The 22122-nt window shown below is 43.3% G+C and carries 20 protein-coding genes; 13 read left to right on the top strand and 7 right to left on the bottom strand.

Features of this window, described 5'->3' with window-relative positions; translation table 11 throughout:
* The first annotated feature begins 265 nt into the window (after nt 1-265).
* The gene (locus AAJP47_RS13075; protein WP_346718343.1) at nt 266-895 is read left to right on the top strand and encodes a superoxide dismutase; all 630 of its coding nucleotides are present in this window, start codon (nt 266-268) and stop codon (nt 893-895) included.
* An 89-nt stretch (nt 896-984) separates the two neighbouring features.
* Here the strand turns inward: AAJP47_RS13075 and AAJP47_RS13080 are convergent, their stop codons facing one another.
* From AAJP47_RS13080 to AAJP47_RS13095, 4 genes are all read right to left on the bottom strand, one after another.
* On the bottom strand, nt 985-1725 hold the full coding sequence (locus AAJP47_RS13080; protein ID WP_346718344.1) for an SDR family oxidoreductase: 741 nt from the start codon (nt 1723-1725) through the stop codon (nt 985-987).
* Nucleotides 1726-1776: 51 nt separating this feature from the next.
* Complete coding sequence (locus AAJP47_RS13085) at nt 1777-2793, bottom strand: hypothetical protein (protein ID WP_346718345.1); 1017 nt, start codon at nt 2791-2793, stop codon at nt 1777-1779.
* 18 nt (nt 2794-2811) lie between these two features.
* Nucleotides 2812-3648: a DUF72 domain-containing protein gene (locus AAJP47_RS13090; RefSeq protein ID WP_346718346.1), complete on the bottom strand. Its 837-nt coding sequence runs from the start codon at nt 3646-3648 to the stop codon at nt 2812-2814.
* Nucleotides 3649-3881: 233 nt separating this feature from the next.
* On the bottom strand, nt 3882-5030 hold the full coding sequence (locus AAJP47_RS13095; protein ID WP_346718347.1) for a polyprenyl synthetase family protein: 1149 nt from the start codon (nt 5028-5030) through the stop codon (nt 3882-3884).
* An 804-nt stretch (nt 5031-5834) separates the two neighbouring features.
* On the opposite strand from AAJP47_RS13095, the gene fadB reads away from it, so the two are divergent.
* The 7 genes from fadB to AAJP47_RS13130 all read left to right on the top strand — a co-directional run bounded on the left by fadB (nt 5835) and on the right by AAJP47_RS13130 (nt 14439).
* Nucleotides 5835-7994: a fatty acid oxidation complex subunit alpha FadB gene (gene fadB, locus AAJP47_RS13100; RefSeq protein WP_346718348.1), complete on the top strand. Its 2160-nt coding sequence runs from the start codon at nt 5835-5837 to the stop codon at nt 7992-7994.
* Between the two features lie 226 nt (nt 7995-8220).
* Nucleotides 8221-9393: an acetyl-CoA C-acyltransferase FadA gene (gene fadA / locus AAJP47_RS13105; protein ID WP_346718349.1), complete on the top strand. Its 1173-nt coding sequence runs from the start codon at nt 8221-8223 to the stop codon at nt 9391-9393.
* Between the two features lie 130 nt (nt 9394-9523).
* On the top strand, nt 9524-10453 hold the full coding sequence (locus AAJP47_RS13110; protein WP_346718350.1) for a hypothetical protein: 930 nt from the start codon (nt 9524-9526) through the stop codon (nt 10451-10453).
* 17 nt (nt 10454-10470) lie between these two features.
* Nucleotides 10471-12189 carry a rhomboid family intramembrane serine protease gene (locus tag AAJP47_RS13115; protein ID WP_346718351.1) on the top strand — a complete coding sequence of 573 codons (1719 nt, stop codon included), beginning with the start codon at nt 10471-10473 and terminating at the stop codon, nt 12187-12189.
* Between the two features lie 192 nt (nt 12190-12381).
* Nucleotides 12382-12957: an isochorismatase family protein gene (locus AAJP47_RS13120; protein WP_346718352.1), complete on the top strand. Its 576-nt coding sequence runs from the start codon at nt 12382-12384 to the stop codon at nt 12955-12957.
* A gap of 145 nt (nt 12958-13102) precedes the next feature.
* A complete protein-coding gene (locus tag AAJP47_RS13125) occupies nt 13103-13741 on the top strand; it encodes an HD domain-containing protein (RefSeq protein ID WP_346718353.1) in 639 nt (212 codons plus the stop codon).
* A 92-nt stretch (nt 13742-13833) separates the two neighbouring features.
* Nucleotides 13834-14439: a DUF1287 domain-containing protein gene (locus AAJP47_RS13130; RefSeq protein WP_346718354.1), complete on the top strand. Its 606-nt coding sequence runs from the start codon at nt 13834-13836 to the stop codon at nt 14437-14439.
* Between the two features lie 277 nt (nt 14440-14716).
* On the opposite strand, the gene asd is transcribed toward AAJP47_RS13130, so the two are convergent.
* The gene (gene asd / locus AAJP47_RS13135; RefSeq protein WP_346718355.1) at nt 14717-15550 is read right to left on the bottom strand and encodes an archaetidylserine decarboxylase; all 834 of its coding nucleotides are present in this window, start codon (nt 15548-15550) and stop codon (nt 14717-14719) included.
* A 144-nt stretch (nt 15551-15694) separates the two neighbouring features.
* Between asd and dtd the strand changes: the two genes are divergently transcribed.
* The 3 genes from dtd to phoR all read left to right on the top strand — a co-directional run bounded on the left by dtd (nt 15695) and on the right by phoR (nt 18162).
* Complete coding sequence (dtd, locus tag AAJP47_RS13140; protein ID WP_346718356.1) at nt 15695-16150, top strand: D-aminoacyl-tRNA deacylase; 456 nt, start codon at nt 15695-15697, stop codon at nt 16148-16150.
* 129 nt (nt 16151-16279) lie between these two features.
* The gene (phoB, locus tag AAJP47_RS13145) at nt 16280-16984 is read left to right on the top strand and encodes a phosphate regulon transcriptional regulator PhoB (protein WP_346718357.1); all 705 of its coding nucleotides are present in this window, start codon (nt 16280-16282) and stop codon (nt 16982-16984) included.
* Nucleotides 16985-17082: 98 nt separating this feature from the next.
* Nucleotides 17083-18162, top strand: coding sequence for a phosphate regulon sensor histidine kinase PhoR (gene phoR, locus AAJP47_RS13150; protein WP_346718358.1), 1080 nt, complete (start codon nt 17083-17085; stop codon nt 18160-18162).
* A 93-nt stretch (nt 18163-18255) separates the two neighbouring features.
* Here the strand turns inward: phoR and AAJP47_RS13155 are convergent, their stop codons facing one another.
* Nucleotides 18256-18846, bottom strand: coding sequence for a M23 family metallopeptidase (locus tag AAJP47_RS13155; protein WP_346718359.1), 591 nt, complete (start codon nt 18844-18846; stop codon nt 18256-18258).
* Between the two features lie 163 nt (nt 18847-19009).
* On the opposite strand from AAJP47_RS13155, the gene AAJP47_RS13160 reads away from it, so the two are divergent.
* On the top strand, nt 19010-19708 hold the full coding sequence (locus AAJP47_RS13160; RefSeq protein WP_346718360.1) for a putative quorum-sensing-regulated virulence factor: 699 nt from the start codon (nt 19010-19012) through the stop codon (nt 19706-19708).
* A gap of 13 nt (nt 19709-19721) precedes the next feature.
* Here AAJP47_RS13160 and AAJP47_RS13165 read toward each other — a convergent pair whose 3' ends face one another.
* Nucleotides 19722-20684, bottom strand: coding sequence for an alpha/beta hydrolase family protein (locus AAJP47_RS13165; protein ID WP_346718361.1), 963 nt, complete (start codon nt 20682-20684; stop codon nt 19722-19724).
* A gap of 457 nt (nt 20685-21141) precedes the next feature.
* Between AAJP47_RS13165 and AAJP47_RS13170 the strand changes: the two genes are divergently transcribed.
* A complete protein-coding gene (locus AAJP47_RS13170) occupies nt 21142-21834 on the top strand; it encodes an LOG family protein (protein ID WP_346718362.1) in 693 nt (230 codons plus the stop codon).
* The last annotated feature ends 288 nt before the right edge of the window (nt 21835-22122 follow it).

The raw sequence follows: 22122 nt of genomic DNA on the forward strand, positions 1-22122 counted from the left end.
TATCTTATGGCTTATGCATATTAAGTTAATAAACGCATATCAAGTCAAACACTTGGCTTGACGGCAGAAAAATAACAATTAAGTCAGTTTTGGATTCATAATAATACGTGATATTGTATCAAGTGATAAATAATAGGTATTAAGCACCAAATTTCAATCCAAACAATAAACTCAGCCACTTTAGACCGCTAGTTTGTAGCGTAAGCGCTGTGTAAAATATAGCTGCTATTATTCCACGGTCAAAAACAGCAAGGATAAAATAATTATGTCAAATATTAAACTACCAGATCTTCCTTATGCAAAAGATGCACTAGAGCCGCATATCAGTGCCGAGACGCTAGAGTATCATCATGATAAGCATCATGCAGCATACGTAAACAAGCTAAAAGAGCTATTACCAGGTTCTGGTCTAGAAGACAAAACGTTGCCAGAAATTATCGAAGCTTCGTCAAAAAGCACCAGCACGCAAAACTTGTTTAACCAAGCAGCGCAAGTATGGAACCACACGTTCTACTGGAACTGCATGACGCCAAACAACGGCGGCGGCGAACCTACTGGTGATCTAAAAGGCAAAATCGAAGAAGACTTCGGTAGCTACGATAAGTTCCGTGAAGAGTTCAAAAACGCAGCATTGACTCAGTTCGGTTCAGGTTGGGCATGGCTTGTTGCTGATAAAGTTGGCGGCAAACTGTCAATCGCTAAAACAGCCAACGCTGACACGCCATTGGCACATGACCAAGTAGCAGTATTGACCTGTGATGTATGGGAACATGCGTACTATGTTGACTATCGCAACCGTCGTCCTGACTATGTAGACACTTTCCTAGACAAGCTAGTGAACTGGGACTACGCAAACGCAAAATATAAAGGTCAAGATGCTGGCGTTGAAGAGTAATCTTTAACCAAGCTTTTGATTAAGAAAAAGGACACCTCGAGGTGTCCTTTTTTTCGTTTTGCTGTTGGATAATTAATGGAGGGATGCTATTAAGCCACACCGCCGTTGGCACCAATATTTTGTCCTGTGATCCAAGCCGCTTCTTCACTAGCAAGGAACAACACCACACGAGCAATATCGGTTGGTTCACCAATACGATTGAACGCCGACATGCTGGCAAGTTTTTCTACGGTCTCATCCGTTTTGCCTTGATGAAACAGCTCGGTGTCAGTAGGGCCGGGAGATACCGCATTAACAGTGATGTTACGTGCGCCAACTTCTTTTGCGAAGATTCTGGTTAGCTGTTCTACCGCACCTTTGGTCGCACAATATGAGCCATAAGTGGGCAACATCATACGAGTGGTCGTGCTTGATAGGTTGATCACACGACCACCGTCGTTAAGTTTGGTGGCGGCTTCGCGCAGTGTATTGAACGTACCTTTTACGTTGATAGAAAAAATACGGTCAAAATCTTCATCTGTGGTTTCTGCAATTTTTTTGTACATGATAATGCCTGCATTGTTCACCAGAATATCTGGCTTGCCAAACGCATTGAGGGTGGTGTCAAACAGTGTTTCGACTTGCTGAGTATCGCTGACGTCTGCCTGAACGGCAATGGCTTCTCCGCCAGCCGCTTTGATTTTATCGACAATCTCATTGGCAGCTGCGTCATCGTTCGCGTAATTAATGACCGTTTTTGCGCCCGCTTCTGCCAGTAGGATCGCTATTTGAGCACCAATGCCTTTTGATGAGCCGGTTACTATGGCGACTTTATTTTTTAGGGTTGTCATGAGGTTTTTCTCCGTTATCGTGTTTAGTTTGATTACTTACTTTTTATACTGTTACTTGGTGGTTTTCTCATCCAACTTCTTTAATATAAATCTGCCTTGCTCTGCGACGTTAGCGGATTTATCGGCTGCAAATCTTTCTGCAAAAGCTCTTGTCTGAATACCTAAACTTTCAATATTTCTAATAAGAAATTCGGCTGAAATTTGTCTGACAATAGGAGAGCGGTCAGCAGCTGATCTATTCAATAGTTCAATAAAAGTGGGTTGTACCTCAATTTTTCTTTCAGCAATAATGGGTACTAACTTTTGTGGCTCATACGCTTTACTAGTCTTTTGCCATTCTCGGCCTTTAAACCACGTCACACGTCCTTCAAATAGGCTGCGATAGGCTTTTGCTCTAACGTAAGGTTGGACAGCATCGCTAGCAATCTCATTAAGATAATTATCGAGAATGTCTGTACGACCAATTTGTGAAAGTAATGATGGCATCGGTCCTGATGTCGAGAATATCAGACGAGCTTTAAGTAGTAAGGCCATTTCTTCAGAAATAATCATATCTAAAAATATTTGCTTGTCAGCTTCTTCAATTCTTCCCCACGAATCCCAATCAATTAGAAGCATACTTAATACTTCAACAACGTATTCAGGTTTTGTGTTTGCAAGCAGTGAAGGAAGCGTTTCCTTTGCAGCAGTGCGAACTTGCGGCACCCAATCATTCAATCTGCGCACGGATAGAGCAATAGCAAAAGCATTTGGTGCACCGTATTTTGATAGCGCGCGTAGACTGTTTTCTCGTTTATACCCATTTGCATTGACGATATCTAGCCAAGTCAATTTTGGAGCAGGTTGAAACCAACGCGCCCATATTGAACGAGTAGCAGCGTGCAGATTATTATCAAGTTCACTACGAATAAGACGTTCCCAGTAACCTAATTTTATCAACGGCATGTTTGAAGTAGCTTGAATAAGCGAGGACATGTCCCCTCTATAATCGTTACTAGAATCAATTGAATGAGTAAATTCTCGGATAGCTAATACAATGTCATTCTGTGTTTCTTGATAATTTTTCATAGTGGATTACTCTTTTAGCTACAACACTTCAAACCCAAACTTGCCCAGTGCTTCTCTCAGCATCGCAATATTATAATACGCATGCGCATTGACGGTGTTTTGGAAGAAGATATAGAGCGTATCGAAATGCTGACGCTGATTGGCAATCGCTTGCGCCCAGTCCTGCATTTCCGCCTCGTTATAGCGGTAATCATGACGGTCACTCGCGCTCATCGCATCCCACCAGTTCAGATTGTTGCCATGCATGCGCAGATACCCTGTGCGCTCGGTAAATATCAGGCGCGATGGCGGTAGTCCACTCACTTTTGGATAATCGACGCTGCACCAAATCAGTCCTTGCTCGCGAAAGCTATCGACCACTTGCGGCGTATGCCAGCCGTTATGACGAAACTCAACGGCAAGCGGAAAGTCTTTAAACCAACTGACAAGATTGGCAAGATACAGACGATGCTCGCGAGTACGGTCAAAGCCGTGCGGAAACTGTAAAAGTAAAGGGGCTAAAGCATTCGCTTCGATAAGTGGCGTAAGTGCGGTAAGAAAGGCCTCGGCATGCTCGCTTGTGCCTTTACGCGCATGAGTAAAATCTTGATGCAGTTTAACGGCAAATCTTAGCTGACTGTCGGCTTGCGCGTAGGCTTTATCGACCATGCCTGCAAAGGCTTTTTGACCAATGGGCGCATAAAAGGTGCTATTTATCTCTACCGCGCCGTACTGTTTGGCATACTCACGCAAAAAGTCTGTCTTTTTGGTGCCCGTTGGGTACAGCGTGCCGAGCAGGTCGGTATCGCTATAGCCGCCAGTGCCAAGATAAATACGCGGGGTAGAGGTACTAGAGTTACTGGGGGTACTGTCCATGTTGACCACTCATTGCTGTTTTTAATGATTCAGTTTTAGCGTTTATTTTTTACTTTTTAAAGGCTTATAGTCCATTCACTACCAAGCGAATACCGCGCTGCTAGGATGATTTTTCGCAGCCTCTGTCTGCAACGGCACAGCAAGCAAGAAAATCGTCCTAGCAGTACGTTTTAATGATGGTAATTCTTTTATTTAGGATCAATTGTAGCGCCTATCAGTCTATTTCCTTTTGGCTACTTTTTACGTAACCATAGCCACTCAATCAGTGCCAGCAGTGCATCATTTTCTTTATCACTACCCAGTTCACGAATGATCGCGGTGCGACCTTCATTAAACAGCGATTGTGCGTACGCCGTTGCATTCTCGACACCCATCAATTTTACATAAGTGGATTTGTCCAGCTTTTCATCGCTACCAGCAGGTTTGCCAAGCGCATCGGTCGACATCGTGACGTCCAATACGTCGTCTTGAACCTGAAAGGCAAGACCAATATGCTGCGCGCAATCTTGCAAAGCAATACGTTGCAGCGCAGTCGCGCCAGCACAGATGCCGCCCATTAGCATGGCCGCTTCAATCAGCGCCCCTGTTTTATCACGGTGGATGGCTTCTAGAGTTTCTTGCGAAATATCCGTACTGGCTTCCGCATTCAGATCTAGCATTTGACCCGCCACCATACGCCGTGCACGCGGGGCAAATATAGCGAACAGCTGGCTTGCAATATCTGAGTCAAAAGGCGCAAAAGTCGGTATCTCTGCGGTCAAAACCTCAAACGCCAAGGTCTGCAACACATCTCCTGCCAGTAAGGCGGTCGCTTCATCAAAAGCAATATGACAGGTCGGTTGACCACGGCGCAGCTCATCATCATCCATACAGGGCAAATCATCGTGCACGAGTGAGTAGGTATGCAGTAGCTCCACCGCCAATGCGGCACGGCGACACATATCATAATCTGAGTCGGTTTCTAACAATGATGCCAAGTCATCGCTGAACTCATCATTCGTGATGTTTGAATCCTCATCAGACAGAGCGTCAAAACTGATGCTATCCTGACTTTCAGCACTTTCATTATCAAGACTGCCATTATCCATACTTTCGTTATCAAAACTGTCATTATCGATATTATGCTGACTGTTGACACTGGCAAAGGCGCTAGCCACTAGTAACGGACGCACCATTTTGCCTTGACCCGTCATGACATAGCGACAGGCATCAAGCAGAGGGCTTGGCAGCTCGGCATAAGCAAACAACATCTCAATGTCACGTGCCAGCTGGGTGCGTACTGCGCTGTGAAACTGCTCGGTATTATCAAAGGATATAAAGCTAGAGGACTTAATACCTATTGTAGAAGAAAGCGTAGAAGAAGGCATAGAAGAAACAGTCATAACCGAACCATACATAAGAGGAATAATAAAAATATCGTTAGTGTAGCATGATAGATTATATTCCTTACGCGGCATGTATGATCCACGGCTTGTTTTTAACGGTTTAATGTTAAAAACGCTATGCAATGCTATGCAATAATGCAACAAGCCCTCGTTACGTATTAGGGATTTAATTTGATGATTGAATGTGCTTTGATAAAGATGGAAGAGAAAAAACCTTATACCAACATAGCGTTTATTTTGACCTGACTAGATACAAACAGCCACTTAAAGGACGTAAGCAATGAGGTAAAGGGTTGCTGGCCATTTAAGAGTGACTTGCGAGTATGGTATTAGCTTGTGACAGTCAGGGGCATAATCCCCTACACTAAATAGCGTGAAAGTGGTTTAGAGTGCGAGTTTTGCATGCATACATTAACCAACACTTTAGCAGATCAAATCTCAATCTGTGTTTGCAATATTAAGATCGATAGTAATAATAGTATATAAATAAAGCGCCGTATGACTTTGTGCGAAAAACTGAAAAACACGTACATAGCAGTGAATACCAAGCCATCAAGACAAGGTAATTAACACAAATCATGAGCGCTGGATAATAAAGATATTTTCACTGACTAATCTGACGAACATTTATCATGGTGGGCGGTGCTCACCGTGATAAAAACGCAGGTTAAAAGTGCTATAAACCATTTTACCAACAATAACGGGCTGTGTATTTTATATTCTAAAACCTCGTTTTTATAATGTAATGCTTATCACATAGCTTTTATTACATAGTCTTTATGACATAGCAAGGAGTTCCAAATGGTATACCAAGGAAATCGCATTACGGTGACAATGCTAGAGGATGGCATCGCCAACATGCAGTACAACGCCGAAAACGAGAGCGTGAATAAGTTTGATGCTGAAACCAATAAACAGTTTGCCGAAGCCGTCAGCGCATTAGAAAAAGCTGACGACGTAAAAGGTCTTATCGTCACCTCAGCCAAAGGCGTCTTTATCGCTGGTGCTGATATCACAGAATTTGTGGGTTCTTTCAAAAAATCAGAAAGCGAGATCAAAGACTGGGTCGTTCATGTTAATGACGCTTTCAATCGTTTTGAAGATCTGCCATTCCCAAAAGTTGCTGCCATTAATGGTGCGGCAATGGGCGGCGGTTGTGAGATGACGTTGGTGTGTGAATACCGTGTCATGAGCGACAAAGCGACTATTGGTCTGCCAGAAACTCAATTGGGTATCTTCCCAGGTTTCGGTGGTACGGTTCGTAGTACGCGTATCATTGGTATCGACAATGCGCTTGAGCTTATCGCCACGGGCACACCTAAAAAACCACTCGATGCGCTAAAACTGGGCTTGGTTGATGCAACCGTACCGGCTGATGACTTGCAAGATGCGGCCATTGATTTGGTCAAAAAATGTATCTCAGGTGAGCTTGATTGGCAAGCCAAACGTGAAGAAAAACTGGTGCCGGTTAAGCTAAATCAGCTTGAGCAGACCATGGCGTTTAACAGTGCAAAAGGCATGATCTTTGCCAAAGCCAATCCTAAGCAATACCCAGCACCAGCGCTTGCTATCGAAGCCATCGAAAAACATGTGAATTTGCCACGCGATAAAGCGATTGAAGTAGAAGCCGCCGGCTTTGCAAAAGCGGCGAAAACCCCGCAAGCAGAGAGCTTGGTTGGTTTGTTCTTAAACGATCAGTTGGTCAAAAAACTGGCGAAAAAACACAGCAAACTGGCGCATGACATCAATGAAGCGGCTGTACTAGGCGCTGGTATCATGGGCGGCGGTATCGCGTATCAGGCAGCCAGCAAAGGCTTGCCAATCATCATGAAAGACATCAAGTCTGAGCAATTAGACCTTGGTATGGGCGAAGCCAGCAAATTGCTTGGTAAAATGGTCGAACGGGGCAAAATGACCCCAGCAAAAATGGGTGAGACGTTAAGCCGCATCCGTCCTACTTTAAGCTACGGTGAATTTAGCGAAACCGATATCGTCATCGAAGCGGTCGTAGAAAATCCAAACGTTAAGCGTAGCGTACTAAAAGAAGTGGAAGGTTTGGTCAAGGATGATTGCATCCTGGCATCAAATACCTCAACCATTTCTATTACTTTCTTAGCAGAAGCACTTGAGCGTCCAGAAAACTTCGTTGGTATGCATTTCTTTAACCCAGTACACCGTATGCCATTGGTAGAAGTGATCCGCGGAGAGAAATCTTCTGAAGAAGCGATTGCTACCACCGTGGCGCTTGCCTCTAAAATGGGCAAAGTACCAGTTGTGGTTAATGACTGCCCAGGTTTCCTTGTGAACCGTGTCTTGTTCCCATACTTTGGCGCATTTGATTTATTGCTTAAGCAAGGTGCTGACTTTGCTCATGTCGATAAAGTCATGGAAAAATTCGGCTGGCCAATGGGCCCTGCTTACTTAATCGACGTTGTCGGTTTAGACACAGGGGTTCATGGTGCAGAAGTGATGGCAGAAGGTTTCCCTGATCGCATGAAGCCTGACTATAAAGGCGCCATTCAGCATCTTTATGAGAACGAGCGTTTGGGTCAGAAAAATGGCGTTGGTTTCTACAAATACGAAACCGATAAGCGCGGCAAGCCAAAGAAAGTCGCTGATGAAGCCACTTACGAGCTGCTAAAAACCACAACGGATAGCGACAAGCAGGAATTTGATGATCAAGCCATCATCGATCGCACAATGATTGCATTCTGCAACGAAACCGTTCGCTGCCTAGAAGACAACATCGTAAGCACACCTGCCGAAGCCGACATGGCGATGATTATGGGCGTTGGTTTCCCGCCATTCCGCGGTGGCCCTTGCCGTTATATCGACCAGATGGGTCTAGATAACTACTTGGCACTGTGTGAAAAATACGCATACCTTGGCAAAGCCTATGAAGCCCCGCAAAAGATTCGCGATATGGCCGCAGCAGGCGAGACCTTTTACGCGACTGCGTAATGGGCAGTCATTACTAGGATGAAGTGAAGTACGTTTGCTTTTGATCATGATAGACACTGCTTTATCAATAGATTTCAATAGCGAACGTACGATTAAAGCCAGTTCAATTCGATATGAGTACAAGAAAATTGAGCGTGGATATATTATCCGTTAAGCAAAATTGATGATGTAACACTATTGAGATGCGCTGGCGACACTGACAATAAAAATTGAAAAGGAAGATAGTATGACAACTTTAAGTCCAAAAGATGTGGTCATCGTAGATGGCGTACGCTCAGCGATGGGCAGATCTAAAAATGGTATGTTCCGCCATGTTCGCGCTGATAGCCTCTCTGCTGAATTGGTACGTGCGCTGGTTGAACGTAACGACTTTGACCCACGTGACGTAGAAGACGTTATCTGGGGCTGTGTCAATCAGACGCTAGAGCAAGGCCTAAACATTGGTCGCAACATCGGTTTGTTAGCGGGTATTCCAAAAACTGCTGGCGGCCAAACCGTCAACCGTCTGTGCGGCTCTTCTATGCAGGCGCTACACACCGCTGCTGCTCAAATCATGACCAACCAAGGTGAAGTTTTCGTCATTGGTGGTGTTGAGCATATGGGTCATGTGGGTATGATGCACGGCGTTGATCTTAACCCTGAAGCGTCAAAGCACTATGCCAAAGCTTCAAACATGATGGGCTTGACCGCTGAGATGCTAGGCCGCATGAATGGCATTACGCGCGAAGAGCAAGACGCTTTTGGTCTCGAGTCACATCGCCGTGCTTGGGCGGCGACTACTGAAGGTCGTTTTGACAATGAAATCATCGGTATCGAAGGCCATGATGCGAATGGTCGCTTGCAACTGTGTACGGTCGATGAAGTGATTCGTCCTGATGCGACCATGGAGCAAATGCAAAATCTACGTCCAGCCTTTGATCCAAAAGGCGGCACGGTGACGGCGGCTACTTCATCAGCATTATCAGATGGTGCAGCAGCAATGCTGGTCATGAGCGCGCAAAAAGCCAAAGACCTAGGTCTAAAGCCACGCGCTCGTATTCGTAGCATGGCTGTTGCTGGTTGTGATGCCGCTATCATGGGTTACGGTCCTGTACCTGCCACGCAAAAAGCCCTAAAACGTGCTGGCATGAGCATCGATGACATGCAAACCATCGAGCTGAACGAAGCATTCGCCGCGCAAGGCTTGTCTGTACTAAAAGCATTGAACTTGACTGATAAGCAAGACATCGTCAACATCAATGGTGGCGCAATTGCCTTGGGTCATCCACTCGGATGTTCAGGTGCGCGTATTACCGTGACATTGCTAAATGCCATGGAGCAATCAGATACTGAAATCGGTCTAGCAACGATGTGTATCGGTCTTGGTCAAGGTATCGCCACTGTCATTGAGCGTGTTTAAGTTTTAAAAGTTTTTAAAAGCTGATATTTGTTTATTTATTTATCTTAGTATATTGTAAAATAAGCGCCTCTAACTTAACGTTAGAGGCGTTTTTTTTGTTTAAAATCATAAAAATAAGGGTAGAGCGCAAATGCCACATTATAAATCTTTAGAAAAGAGGAGCTTAGAATTAGAGGAGATTCAGTTAAAACTGCGTTATGTCTTTCTTCCCTTTTTAGGTTTTAGTATTGGCGCTATTTTATTCTACAACATAGTAAGATGGATACTGGACATATATCTAGGTATATGGCCTTTAAAAGATACGGTCTGGAATTTAATTCTTCCAATAATTATTAGTATTATTTTGGTACTTGTCATAATGCGAGCAAGGATTCAATTTCTACGATTTGAATTGTTTGCCGATAATAGCGCTAATATATTTTATTTGGTGATGATACTTGCTTTATTTCCGTCTATATCAATCAGCCAATCTTACTTGTATAAAGCAATATATGACACGGTTGGTATAAGGAACATAAGCGATATTAAATTGCATCCAAAACAAAAGTATTTCCAAGTAGATAACAAAAGCGTTGAAAGGCAAGGTACTGTTTCTCACATCAGTACTAGAGAGATGGGAAAATCTAGACAAGAGTTAAAAATAGACCTGTATTCCGCTACGCCTTTTTATGGAGATAAAGATATCTGGTGGGGACAGGTTTTTACTAAGACTATTGATAATAATCTCGTCGAAAAAGAGAAGATCCAACAGATAGAAGGTTTTATAAAGATATCTACACAACAATATGCAAATAAAGAGATATCTACTGCTGATTATTTTGAAAAATTGCAAAACTCAGATACTAAGCAGGGTTATTTAGAAGCCATCAAATTGTCAGGTCAGCAATATATTAATGACCCAATAATACTTATATCTCAGTTGGGTACACTTAAGGAAAAAGCAGATAAAGAGTTAGCAAAATTCTTTAGGTTTTTTATCATTGGTATGTTTATTTGCTTACTATTAATCTTAAAAGCAAAGATTGATAAAAAAGCACTTCAACAGTTTAAGGTGCGTTAGAGTGGTGGTGAAAGTGCATGCGAGATAATAATAAGCAAAGTCAGTATAGGTATAAGAATAAAAATAGAAGCAAAAATAGAGTAGGCAAACAGGACAGGCGTAAAATTACTAGGTATAAGGAGCAGAAAACCCAACGCACTAAAGGATCGACTAAATTAAAACTAAAGCAGATATTTTTCCCTTATTTGGGTTTAAGTATTTTAACCATTCTGCTTTTCAATGCTTTCCGTTGGGTATTTGATATTTATTTAGACGTTTTACCTTTAAAAGAAAGCTACTGGGATTTTGGTATTCCTTGTTTTTTATCCGTCTTGGTTGTTAGTATTTGGATGTGGCCGAGGTACGAGCTTTTGACCTTAAAGTGGGTTAAGCGTAGTAGTTCAGGCTACTTTTTTATAACGATGGTTTTAGCATTAGTAGTACCGCTTGTTCTCAGTCAAAACTATTTGTCTAAAGCTGCTTATGAGGTTATTGAAGTAAATAATCTGAATGATATTCGTCACTATCCAAAGCAAAAATATTTTAGCGTAAATGATTTTGAACCCCTAAAATCAGAGCAGGTTTCTTATATAGAAACACAAGTAATCAGTGGACGACATTTTGACTCAACATTGCATATTGATTATTACATTACTACGCCATTTATAGCCGCCGAGAATATTTGGTTAGGGTCTTCATATCATACCAGCTACGACAATCGTGAAGACCAAAGTATTAAAGACAGTCAATACGCAGCGTTTATCAATGACTCGCGCTATAGTTACGAAGCCAAAGACTTCTCCAATATCAGATACTTTAATAAACTTAAATCATCAAATAGCAAAAGTGCTTACTTACACACGATTTCTACGGCTCATAGGCAATCTAATTTGCCACCTTTGATATTAGAGCCAGAAACAGGATTGCTTGCTGATAGCTTAGATCGTGATTTCGTCTGGGGGCTTGGTTCATTTATTATTGGTATAGGTGTGTGCTTGTTGCTTATTCTTGCAGCAGATATTGATAATCAAGAAAATAAGGGCACACGAAAACAGATACCTATCAAAAAACAAAAGCACGTAAAAAAACGAGCGCCAGTGAGTGATCCATCAAAAAGTCTAGTAGCTCTGTTTAGAAGTAATAAAAAACAACCTATAACGTTAGTATTGATGCTGACTTGTATAAGCGCATTTATACTCACCATATTCATGGGTATGGATATCATAATGCCTTTATCTAGGCAGGTAAATAAAGTAGGGGGGTTGACGACGGACGCGTTGCAAGCTGGTAAGTATTGGCGTGTAGTTACATCACTTTTTGTACACGCAGGAATTATGCATCTAGCAATGAGTCTGGGGATGCTATTTGCAGTAGGTTCTATTTTGGAAAAAGTCTTAGGTCCTATACGTTTTACGATTTCCTTCTTTATATGTGGAATCTTTTCTAATGTTTTAGGTGTTTTCTATTATGATATGGAAATGGCGGGTGCTTGGGGCGCTATATTTGGCTTGTTTGGTATTGTGATGATGTTGATTACGTATAAGATCTTTAATAAAAAATATAGAGAAATATATGGTGCTACCGTGATTGTCATACTGACCATACTTTTATCCAGTATGTTTGTTGCTTTCATAAACACGCTCAGTTATATGGCGTATTATCTTTTAACCTTATGTTTTGGTGTTGTTTTCGGTATGGTCATGGTTATGACTCAAAAACAGTCTTTATTACGTAATGCTAGACGCCAAAATCTATAGGGGTCAGCTACTTTCAATCAAAAATCCATATCAAGGCAGTACTGGAAAATCGGATTCAAGGCCTAACAAAAAATTATCTCCATTGACGCATCAACCAAACTATGACTAAATAAGAGTGAGTGGAACCATAATACTATTGGTAAATGCACAATAGTTTTTAATGATAAACGTCAGTTGTACAAGGAGTGTGCCATGTCTACTATGATTACCGATCGTACTTATCGAATTGCTCGCGAAAATACCCAAGCGATGGTCATTGATGTCCAAGAGCGCTTAACGCCGCACATTTATGACCATGAAAATATTGTCAAAAAAACCGTCACCTTAATCAAAGGACTGCAAGCGCTGAATGTTCCCATCATGCTCAATGAGCAATATAAGAAAGGGCTTGGCGATACCTTACCCGAAATTCGGGAGGTATTAGATGACAGCAACACCAAAAGTTTTGAAAAAGTCACTTTTAGCGCTTGCGATAATGATGAAGCATGGCATCATTTGGCGCAGCAGAATCGTAGCGTCGTTTTATTATTTGGGGTTGAGGTGCATGTCTGCGTGATGCAAACGGCACTTGATCTACTCGATAATGGCATGCAGCCTGTCATCATCGGTGATGCGGTCGGCTCGCGTTATCCTTATGATAAAAAGCAAGCGATTCGCCGTATCCGCCGGGCAGGCGGGGTAATCACTACTGTCGAGTCTATCTTATTTGAGCTGTGCCGTAGCAGCCAAGACCCTGCGTTTAAGACCATTAGTAATTTGATTAAATAGTTGATGCAATAAAAAATTAGCTCAGTAGCACGTACCTGTCCATCCATCGGTTTTATCTTGAGCAAGCTTTAATGCTATTACCTAAATTTCTAAAAGATAGCGCTTTATACAATAAGCGCTATCTTATTTTTTATCAGAGAGAACTATGTCCCTCAACACGCCCTTATCCTCAACGCCATTGACCAACCCAGCGCTTGCCAAAAATATCGATATCGATGATGTCACTCATTTTTTATTAGAACTCGATGCGCTCAAACGCGTGAACCGTCGCAGTTATGTGACGCAGACCACACGCCGCGAGAACTCAGCCGAGCATTCTTGGCATTTGGCGATGGCCTGTTGGTCGATCGCTGAGTTGTTTGAATTGGACGTCAATCATGAAAAATTGCTAAAAATGTCGCTAGTGCATGACTTGGGCGAGGTTGATGCGGGCGATACGTTTTTATTCGCAAGCACTCGTAGCGCGGCGCACGTTGAAGAGCGGGTAGGTATCGCGCGATTGCAAGCGGAGCGGGGCAATGGTATCAAGGCTTTGAGCGATATTTGGGAAGAGCAAGAAACTGGTAGTAGCAAAGAGGCTCAATTGCTTAGAGTGGTTGATCGTTTGTTGCCGTTTTTGCTCAATGTAAATACTGAGGGAAAAACGTGGATTGAGTCGGATGTCACGCGCTCGCAAGTGGCAGGGGCATTGGCCTTTATCAAGGACAGCTTTCCTACGATTCATGACTGGCTGACAAAAAATATTGAGTACGCCGCCCAGCAAGAGTGGTTGATTGACTTATAAAACAGCAGCTTGCTTTTATAGATATTTTATAGCGTATACTGAGTGTGCCTGCACTAATGCTGTGACGGTTACTGAATAAGAGAGAGTATTATATGAAAGTGTCCGTAACTTATAAGACATGGTACAAGTCGCTGTTGCTTGTGAGCGTACTAAGCTTGGCACACATTGCTCATGCTGAAACGCCCATGAGTGATGGTGATAAATTGGCGTACGATGCTAAAAAACAAATCGGGGTCACCACAAGCTATGATCCTGCTTATCGTAAGCTGGAGTTTCCGCGTGGCGATGTACCCATAGAAACGGGCGTCTGTACCGATGTCATTATTCGCGCCTATCGCTTGCAAAATATCGATCTACAGCAGCTGGTCAATCATGACATGAAGTCTAACTGGTCGGCTTATCCCAAAAACTGGGGACTCAAATCAACCGACAAAAACATCGACCATCGCCGTGTACCCAATCTTGAAGTGTTTTTTGCGCGGAATGGAAAAACGTTATCGATTACGGATAAAGACAGTTTTCAAGCAGGGGATGTGGTGACGTGGCGACTACCGAACGGCAACTTACCCCATATTGGTATTGTCTCTGACAAAGTTGCCGCTGATGGTACGCCGTTGATTATTCATAATATTGGCAGTGGCACGCAAGAAGAAAATATCTTGTACACTTATCCTATCAAAGGTCATTATCGGTATTAATTGCTGTCCGTCATCTAGCCGTGATAGTTATAATTAATCCAAAATAAAAGTGGTACATAAAGTCATCATGTTCTACGGGTATAAATTTTCCTCGCTGGCTGTTCGGTGCGGGACAGAGGTTTCGCAAAATTCACACCCGTAGAACCGTACTTTTTTAGGATGAATCGACTATATCACGCCGTTCTTTTTATGCAAATTAATAGCCAACAAAAAGCCCAGTTAATCGTCACCATTCACGTTTAACTGGGCTTTTATTTTTTATTATGACAGAGACTTATTACGGATTAGTGACACCCAATAACTGACCCATTTTTACAAAACTAGTGGCTTGCATGGTATTTTCCCAGTCAGCTTTTGCCGCTTTTGGTAAGACGATAATGGCAGTAGATCCTAGATAAAAACGGCCAAGCTCATCACCTTTTTCAAAGGACATATTATGTTCTGCTTCTTGTATGCCCTCTGTGCGCGCAATTTTCCCAGTCGCGACGGTTTCGATACCAGCCACAATCATCGCGCCAACCATGACGACCGCTGCTTTGCCGTACTGCGTATCGAACATACATACGAGACGCTCATTGCGCGCGAACAAGTCAGGCACGTTGGCTGCTGTGACCGTATTGACAGAAAATAGCGTACCAGGCACGTAGCGGGTTTTGGTCAATGTGCCAGCGAACGGCATGTGCACACGGTGGTAGTTACTGGGCGCTAGATAAACGGTTGCAAAACTACCATCGGCAAAATAACGACCCTCTTCGTTGTCAGCAAGTAATTGCCCAACGTCATAGTGGCGACCTTTTGCTTGCAGGACTTTGTGGTCATTAATCTGACCTAACTGAGAGATAACACCATCAGCAGGACTGACAATGCCATTAGTCGTCGTATCGATAGGACGCGCGTCTTCTTTTAGCTCACGGGTAAAGAAGTCATTAAAGCTTTCATAGGCATTAAGGCTTTGGCGCTCATACTCATCCAAGCTGACGTTATAGGCTTTGGCAAAGCTGCGAATAAAGGTGCGTTTGACATAAGGATGACGGCTGGCGGCCAAACGACCAGCGACTTTACTCAGCTGCTGCTGCGGGACAAACTGTTGTAAGGTGGTGAATAAATTCATAGTAAGGCTACCAAAAAAAGTTTTAATATAGGGCGTGTTGCACATTCACAAATAGGCAAGTGTATAACGCTATTTTATCATGGACAGCATCCGATTGTATGACCATAATCTGTAAGCCATTTACAAATAAAAAGGAGTCTATAAATGAGAGCACTTATACAACGCGTACGTAGTGCCAGCGTTAGCGTTGATGAGCAGGGCGTGGGTCGCATCGAGCAGGGGTTGCTGGCATATATTGGCTTAGGGCATGATGACAATCTACAAACAGCTAAGCGCCTGATTGATAAAATCCTTACGTACCGTGTTTTTGAAAATAACGATGATCCGGCCAAATATGGCAAACTGGATAACAATGTCCAGCAAATAGGAGGTGGGTTATTATTGGTTTCTCAATTTACGTTGATGGCGAAGACAGACAAAGGCCGTCGTCCTGACTTTGGTGACGCCATGGCACCTGAGGCAGCGCAAGCATTGTTTGCTCAGTTGATCGAGTATGCAAAAACCCAGTATCCGATTATTGCTACTGGTCAGTTTGGTGCTAATATGCAAGTTGAAAGTATCAATGATGGCCCACTAAACTTTTTGTTAGAAGTGCAGTAAGCTTTGTCACATTTAATAGATGACTGTCATTAAGTTGTCACAATTAATTCGTTTAATGAGTAAAGGCTGGCGAATGTTTATCGCCTTTTTTACCTGCCAAACTTTGTACTCTAAGACTGAGAATGCGTTATGTATCATGAGCAAATTTTAATTGTTGAAGATGAACCTGCGATTCGTGAAATGGTGGTGATGACCCTAGAGATGGCTGGATTTGACAGTCTACAGGCAGCAGATGTGTCAGAGGCGCATCAACAAGTGGTGGATCATAGACCTGCGCTTATTTTATTAGACTGGATGTTGCCTGGTGACAAAAGTGGCGTGGATTTTTGCCGCATGTTAAAGAACGATGAGCTGCTCTCTGAAATACCGGTCATTATGCTGACGGCCAAAAGCGAAGAAGACAGTAAGGTTCATGGTCTCGATGCCGGTGCCGATGATTATATGACCAAGCCTTTTTCGACGCGTGAATTGATATCACGAATCAAAGCGGTACTACGCCGTAGTAATGCGCTGAGCGGTGACAAGTCTATCGACATTGGCAAACTTAGTCTGGACCCAAAAAGCCAACGCGTGACCGCCGCTGGTAAAGTGGTTGAGGTTGGCCCTACTGAATATCGATTGTTGGCATTTTTTATGAGTCACCCAGAGCGTGCTTATACGCGTACACAGCTGCTAGATCAAGTGTGGGGCGGCAATGTTTATATCGAAGACAGAACCATTGATGTACATATTAAGCGTTTGCGCACACTACTGCGGCCTTATGAGTGTGACACCTTAATCCAAACGGTTCGCGGGACAGGCTACCGGTTTTCCAGTCTTGTTGAACCCATATAATTGACGTAACTGATGACATTGATAATAAGCAGTCTCATGGCAGTCGCAACCTAACGTAACACAGCGAATAGTGGTAAGGATGATCAATGAGCAAAATAATGACAACAAAACAGGATCAACAAAATCAATCAGAACCCGTTTCTCATCAGGATGCCTCAGACCAATTGACCAAGATTAGAAGTGCTTTATTGGCCCTACGAGACGCTGTGATTTTGCTCAATGAAGATGACAATGTGGAGTGGTGGAATCAGGCTGCCCAAGATTTATTGTCATTGCAAGGAGATGATGCTGGTAAAAGCATTTTTGACTTTATTCGAGTGCCTGAGTTTCGTCAGTATTATCATGCGACAACCGCCTTCAACGATGGCGTGCATATAGAGTCGTGGCAAGATCCTAAGCGTTATTTAAAGTGTGAGCTCACGCCCTTTGGCGATGAGAAGTTGTTGATTATTTATGATGTGACGCGCTTGCAGCATTTAGAAGAGATGCGCCGCGACTTTGTGGCAAACGTCTCGCACGAACTACGCACGCCATTGACGGTTATGATGGGTTATCTGGAGAATTTCTCCGATCAACCCGATATGCCGCCGCATTGGCGACGTGGTTTTGAGCTGATGACGCAGCAGACTGCGCGCATGAATCGAATTGTGAATGATTTATTATTATTGTCGCGCATTGAGATCGAAGAGACGCATGAGCTTAACTACATTGATATGACCCGTCTATTGACCAATGTCTATGATGATGCCCAAGCTTATAACCAAGAATACAAGCATACCATTCACTTGCAGATAGACACTTATGATGGGCTGTATGGCTCAGAGATGTACCTAAATAGCGCGTTATCCAATCTGGTAATCAATGCCATCAAGTACACCCCAAAAGGCGGCAAAATAGCCATTAGCTGGACGAGAACCGCAGAAGGCTGCCGATTTGCCGTGGAAGATAACGGTATCGGTATTGCACCAGAGCATATTGCGCGTTTGACCGAACGTTTTTATCGTATTGATAAAGGGCGCAGCCGTGCCACAGGTGGTACAGGGTTGGGGCTTGCTATTGTCAAACACGTCTTGTATCAGCACGAAGCCAACTTACAGATTGAGTCGGTAGAAGGCGTCGGTTCGACATTCAGTATGGTGTTTCCAGCGGCTTATGTTCGCTCGGCATCTACGGGCTAATACGGATATGGGCGTGTGCTCATCTGTGCCTACTTGACCTGCTAGATACTAATCTGTTTGATGCTAGCCTGTTTGATGTTAGCCTGTTGAATGCTAGTCTTTTTGCATCAATGGGTAGGGGTTGACGGCGCTGCCATTAATATAAATTCCATAATGTAGATGGGGCGGAGTGCCCTTGGCGTTACCGCTATCACCAACGTAGCCGATGACATCACCAGCATTGACCCAGTCATTGGGCGAGATATCGGCGTAATCTTCTAAATGCGCATAGTAGTGTCCTGCACCACCTGGCCCAACCACCACCACCACGCGGCCGCCTAAATTATTGTTACCGACTTTACTGACGATGCCTTGCGTCGTTGATTGTATGGGCGTGCCTCGCGGCGCAAAAATATCAATACCTTCATGGCTGCGACCTTGACTACGCGCAGCGCCCCATGTATCAGTCAACCCCTGTTCTGGTAGCGGATTGGGTAAGCTGTTTTCTGTGGGTGGCTCTTGTTGTAATAGGCTTAACTGTTGCCATTTTGCGGTCACAAACGTTTGGGTTTGTTGGCTAAGATCGGGCAGTAATTTATCGAATACAAACAACAGTGCCATGAGGACAGCTGCCTTAATCAACACACTGAGCACACGGCTTATAAACGTGGGACGGGGTGGCTGGTTGTTCATATTCGGTTGCATCGATACCTCTTACTTTTGTTATATGGTCTTTATATTAGTATAGGGGGCTTAACGGCTTACGTATGTATCGCATTGTTATATCAGCGTTTTAACCCCATAATGGCATTGTTTCTTATAAATTTGATTGTTAAACATAAGCGCGATTATTTATGGTTCATACTTTATGACTGATGTTTTTAATACTCTAAACACGGCGCTGATCATCGATACCGAAACGGATCAAGGGCGCGATCCAAGACCGATCCAAGTGGCGACTATCAATGTGGCGACGGGTTTTGAGTGGATGAAATACTTTAACAGTGGCCGTACTATCTCGCCCATTGTTATTAAGGTGCATGGCATCACTGATGAGGATGTCGCAGGACTTGAGCGTTTTGATTTGACCGAGTTTGAGTTGCCTGAGTACTTGATTGGTCATAACGTGCGCTTTGATTGGCGAGTGATTGGCAGTCCCTCTACTAAGCTCATTTGTACCGTCAGATTGGCGCGCGTCGCCTTCCCAGAATGGTACGCTTATAGTCAGTCTAAGTGTATTGAGCAGCTACTGGGAAAGGACGAGGCGAGTACAATGACGATTGCCGCTCATGATGCGCTGGGTGACGCCCGTATGTGCTATCTGCTTTATCAGGCGTGCTGTGAGCGCTTAGCGATTGCACCGACTGATTTTGCGGCCGCTCATGCGATTGCTAATAAAGCCAATCCTGTCAGTAAAATGCCCTTTGGTAAACACAAGGGCAAGCCCATTAAAGATGTGCCCATCAGCTATGTGAAATGGATGCTCGGTAACATCCATAACATGCAACCATCGCTATATTCGGCGTTGACCAAACGGATTAAGGCAGAAGAGATAAAGGACAAATAGACAATGCAAAAAATTATTGTCTGACAGGTGATTCTTTTTCATTCAACCAATCCACCGCCATTTGCCACAATTCTGGTGCTTTGGCGTGAGTTTTACTGCTAAAGTAACGCATATGTCCGATGCCACTAAGACCAAAATCTTTGGGATCTAAAAATCGCTTTTCGATGGGCATTTTTGTAAATACCCGTATCATGTCGTCCATGTTTTTGCTGTTCGCAATGTCGTCATCACTAAAGCCAAGCCACAATGAGGGCGCATTAACCTCATCATAAAAATGCCTGTGTATGCTTTTGCCAAAGGCAGTTTTGATATAGCCTGCGCCGTTGCACCATTCACGCCATTGTCTTGCAACACCGCGTGGTAAGGGTTCACCCATGCCAATTTTATCCAATGGTGTGTAGCCTAATATCATATTGGTAATAGGAATAAAGGCATCCATAAAACCCATCGCTTTGAGCTTGTAGGGCATGTCCATATTTTTGATACGACCTGAGGAGCAAGCGACATTAAAGACTGACGCAAGCATTTGATGATTTGGCATCAAACCAATCAATTGACCTCCTGCGCTATGACCAATCAGATGATAAGTGGCATCGGTAAATTCGTCTTGCAAGGCGTCGAGTACGGCTGGCATGTCGTGACGACCCCAACTGATGAGAGAGGCGTCGCATTTTGCCAACTCGCTCGAGAGGGACTCGCCAATGCCCTCGTTATCAAAAGTTAATACACCAAAGCCTTGCTTGGCTAAATAACTTGCAAAGTTATGATAAAACTGCCGCTTAATGCCTGTTGCAGGCGCGATCATGACCGCTGTTTTAACGTTGGTTTTAAGACGATATATCGTCGCTGCGAGCGGCTGGTTACGCTCAGTCATTATAATCAACGAATAAACATCGATATCACTATGAGAGTCGGTTGAGACATCTGTTATATCGTGGTGCTGTACTGCCGCAGAGCGGGCGCGGTGATCATCCATGAGGTTGCCTTATTGGTTTTATCGTTTTTAAAAGAGATGGACTGGTTTTAGTCTTATTTATCTATACTCTTTATCTATACTCTTTATCTATATTTTTTATCAATGACTTACACAGTAAGATCATTGCAAAGAAGAGTCAGCAAGAAAAATTTGTACCAGTCACACGTTATAGTGCCGTATAACCGTTTTATTGAGTATCAACTGTAACGCCAAAAATGTAGTAATTGCGTAGAGGCAAACCCTTGCTACTACGCAATGGCACCGCTTATGTTAGAATAAATAAGCGTGAATAAAGCGATCAATAATGACTTCCAAGTTTATAGGGTTTATGTTGAGTGATATTGTTTATTAAGCATTAAATGCATGACTATTTTTGAATAGTTAAGCACGTTTATCAGCCTGTAATTATAACAATGCCCTCAATAAAAATAATGGATAACAAGATTAAGGAAGCTATATGCAAATGAAAATCAACAATGACACAAATGACACGTATGAAGTGATTACCAGCAAAGACATTACCGATATCGAAAAAGCGGTCGATAAATCAACATTGGCGATGCCGCTCGTCGCTGTTTACTGTGGATCACGTTTGGGCAATAGCGAGGTCTATGAACAGGCTGCTCGTGAGCTGGGTGCTGCGTTAGCGGACAACGGTATGGGGCTGGTTTATGGCGGTGCGAGTATTGGTCTGATGGGGGCGGTCGCTGATGAGGTCATCAAAAGCGGGGCACAGGCCGTTGGCGTTATTCCAACCTTTATGCTCAAGCACGAAATTGCCCACGCACAACTGACTCGTCTACATTTGACAGATACCATGCACACCCGTAAAACGGTAATGGCAGAATATGCGGATGCCTTTATAACTTTACCCGGCGGACTGGGGACGTTAGAAGAGATCATGGAAATTGCCACATGGCGCCAATTGTATCAACACGAAAAACCAATGATTATTCTTAATATCAATGGCTTCTATGATCGGATGATTGAGCACTTAAAGTACACGGCTGAACAAGGCTTTATGAAGCCAGAAGATCTTGAACGTTTGGTGGTGTGTAATACGATTGGTGAGGCTATTGATCTACTAAAAACCGTTGTGACCATAGATGATGAGATCGATACGGAAAAAATGGCGGGCAGTGAGAGCTAATCTATAGTCAACCCAATATAAAAAAGGCAAAGCGAGAATGGGACTCATTTTTTGATGCCTCTGTCGGCGAAGGCACAGCAAGCAAGAAAAAATGGTTCCAGTCTCGCTCTATCGTTTCTTGTATCCATTTTATTTAGGATCAACTATATAGTCGATAATCAATTCTATAGCGAATACCTAATAAAAAGGAGACCGTAACTATTCATTACGGTCTCCTTTTTTGTTTTTTAACGTCTGCTTTTTAACTTTTTTTGATAGTGGATGCTAATAATTGTCAATCGGCAAACA

Source organism: Psychrobacter halotolerans (assembly GCF_039680845.1).
Lineage (GTDB): Bacteria > Pseudomonadota > Gammaproteobacteria > Pseudomonadales > Moraxellaceae > Psychrobacter.

Coding starts and splice junctions, on each gene's coding strand:
- AAJP47_RS13115 (WP_346718351.1), top strand. CDS start 10,471: ATGCGAGATAATAATAAGCAAAGTCAGTATAGGTATAAGAATAAAAAT.
- AAJP47_RS13125 (WP_346718353.1), top strand. CDS start 13,103: ATGTCCCTCAACACGCCCTTATCCTCAACGCCATTGACCAACCCAGCG.
- phoR (WP_346718358.1), top strand. CDS start 17,083: ATGACAACAAAACAGGATCAACAAAATCAATCAGAACCCGTTTCTCAT.
- dtd (WP_346718356.1), top strand. CDS start 15,695: ATGAGAGCACTTATACAACGCGTACGTAGTGCCAGCGTTAGCGTTGAT.
- AAJP47_RS13165 (WP_346718361.1), bottom strand. CDS start 20,684: ATGGATGATCACCGCGCCCGCTCTGCGGCAGTACAGCACCACGATATA.
- asd (WP_346718355.1), bottom strand. CDS start 15,550: ATGAATTTATTCACCACCTTACAACAGTTTGTCCCGCAGCAGCAGCTG.
- AAJP47_RS13120 (WP_346718352.1), top strand. CDS start 12,382: ATGTCTACTATGATTACCGATCGTACTTATCGAATTGCTCGCGAAAAT.
- AAJP47_RS13170 (WP_346718362.1), top strand. CDS start 21,142: ATGCAAATGAAAATCAACAATGACACAAATGACACGTATGAAGTGATT.
- AAJP47_RS13090 (WP_346718346.1), bottom strand. CDS start 3,648: ATGGACAGTACCCCCAGTAACTCTAGTACCTCTACCCCGCGTATTTAT.
- AAJP47_RS13160 (WP_346718360.1), top strand. CDS start 19,010: ATGACTGATGTTTTTAATACTCTAAACACGGCGCTGATCATCGATACC.
- phoB (WP_346718357.1), top strand. CDS start 16,280: ATGTATCATGAGCAAATTTTAATTGTTGAAGATGAACCTGCGATTCGT.
- AAJP47_RS13080 (WP_346718344.1), bottom strand. CDS start 1,725: ATGACAACCCTAAAAAATAAAGTCGCCATAGTAACCGGCTCATCAAAA.
- AAJP47_RS13085 (WP_346718345.1), bottom strand. CDS start 2,793: ATGAAAAATTATCAAGAAACACAGAATGACATTGTATTAGCTATCCGA.
- AAJP47_RS13095 (WP_346718347.1), bottom strand. CDS start 5,030: ATGACTGTTTCTTCTATGCCTTCTTCTACGCTTTCTTCTACAATAGGT.
- fadA (WP_346718349.1), top strand. CDS start 8,221: ATGACAACTTTAAGTCCAAAAGATGTGGTCATCGTAGATGGCGTACGC.
- AAJP47_RS13130 (WP_346718354.1), top strand. CDS start 13,834: ATGAAAGTGTCCGTAACTTATAAGACATGGTACAAGTCGCTGTTGCTT.
- AAJP47_RS13155 (WP_346718359.1), bottom strand. CDS start 18,846: ATGCAACCGAATATGAACAACCAGCCACCCCGTCCCACGTTTATAAGC.
- AAJP47_RS13075 (WP_346718343.1), top strand. CDS start 266: ATGTCAAATATTAAACTACCAGATCTTCCTTATGCAAAAGATGCACTA.
- fadB (WP_346718348.1), top strand. CDS start 5,835: ATGGTATACCAAGGAAATCGCATTACGGTGACAATGCTAGAGGATGGC.
- AAJP47_RS13110 (WP_346718350.1), top strand. CDS start 9,524: ATGCCACATTATAAATCTTTAGAAAAGAGGAGCTTAGAATTAGAGGAG.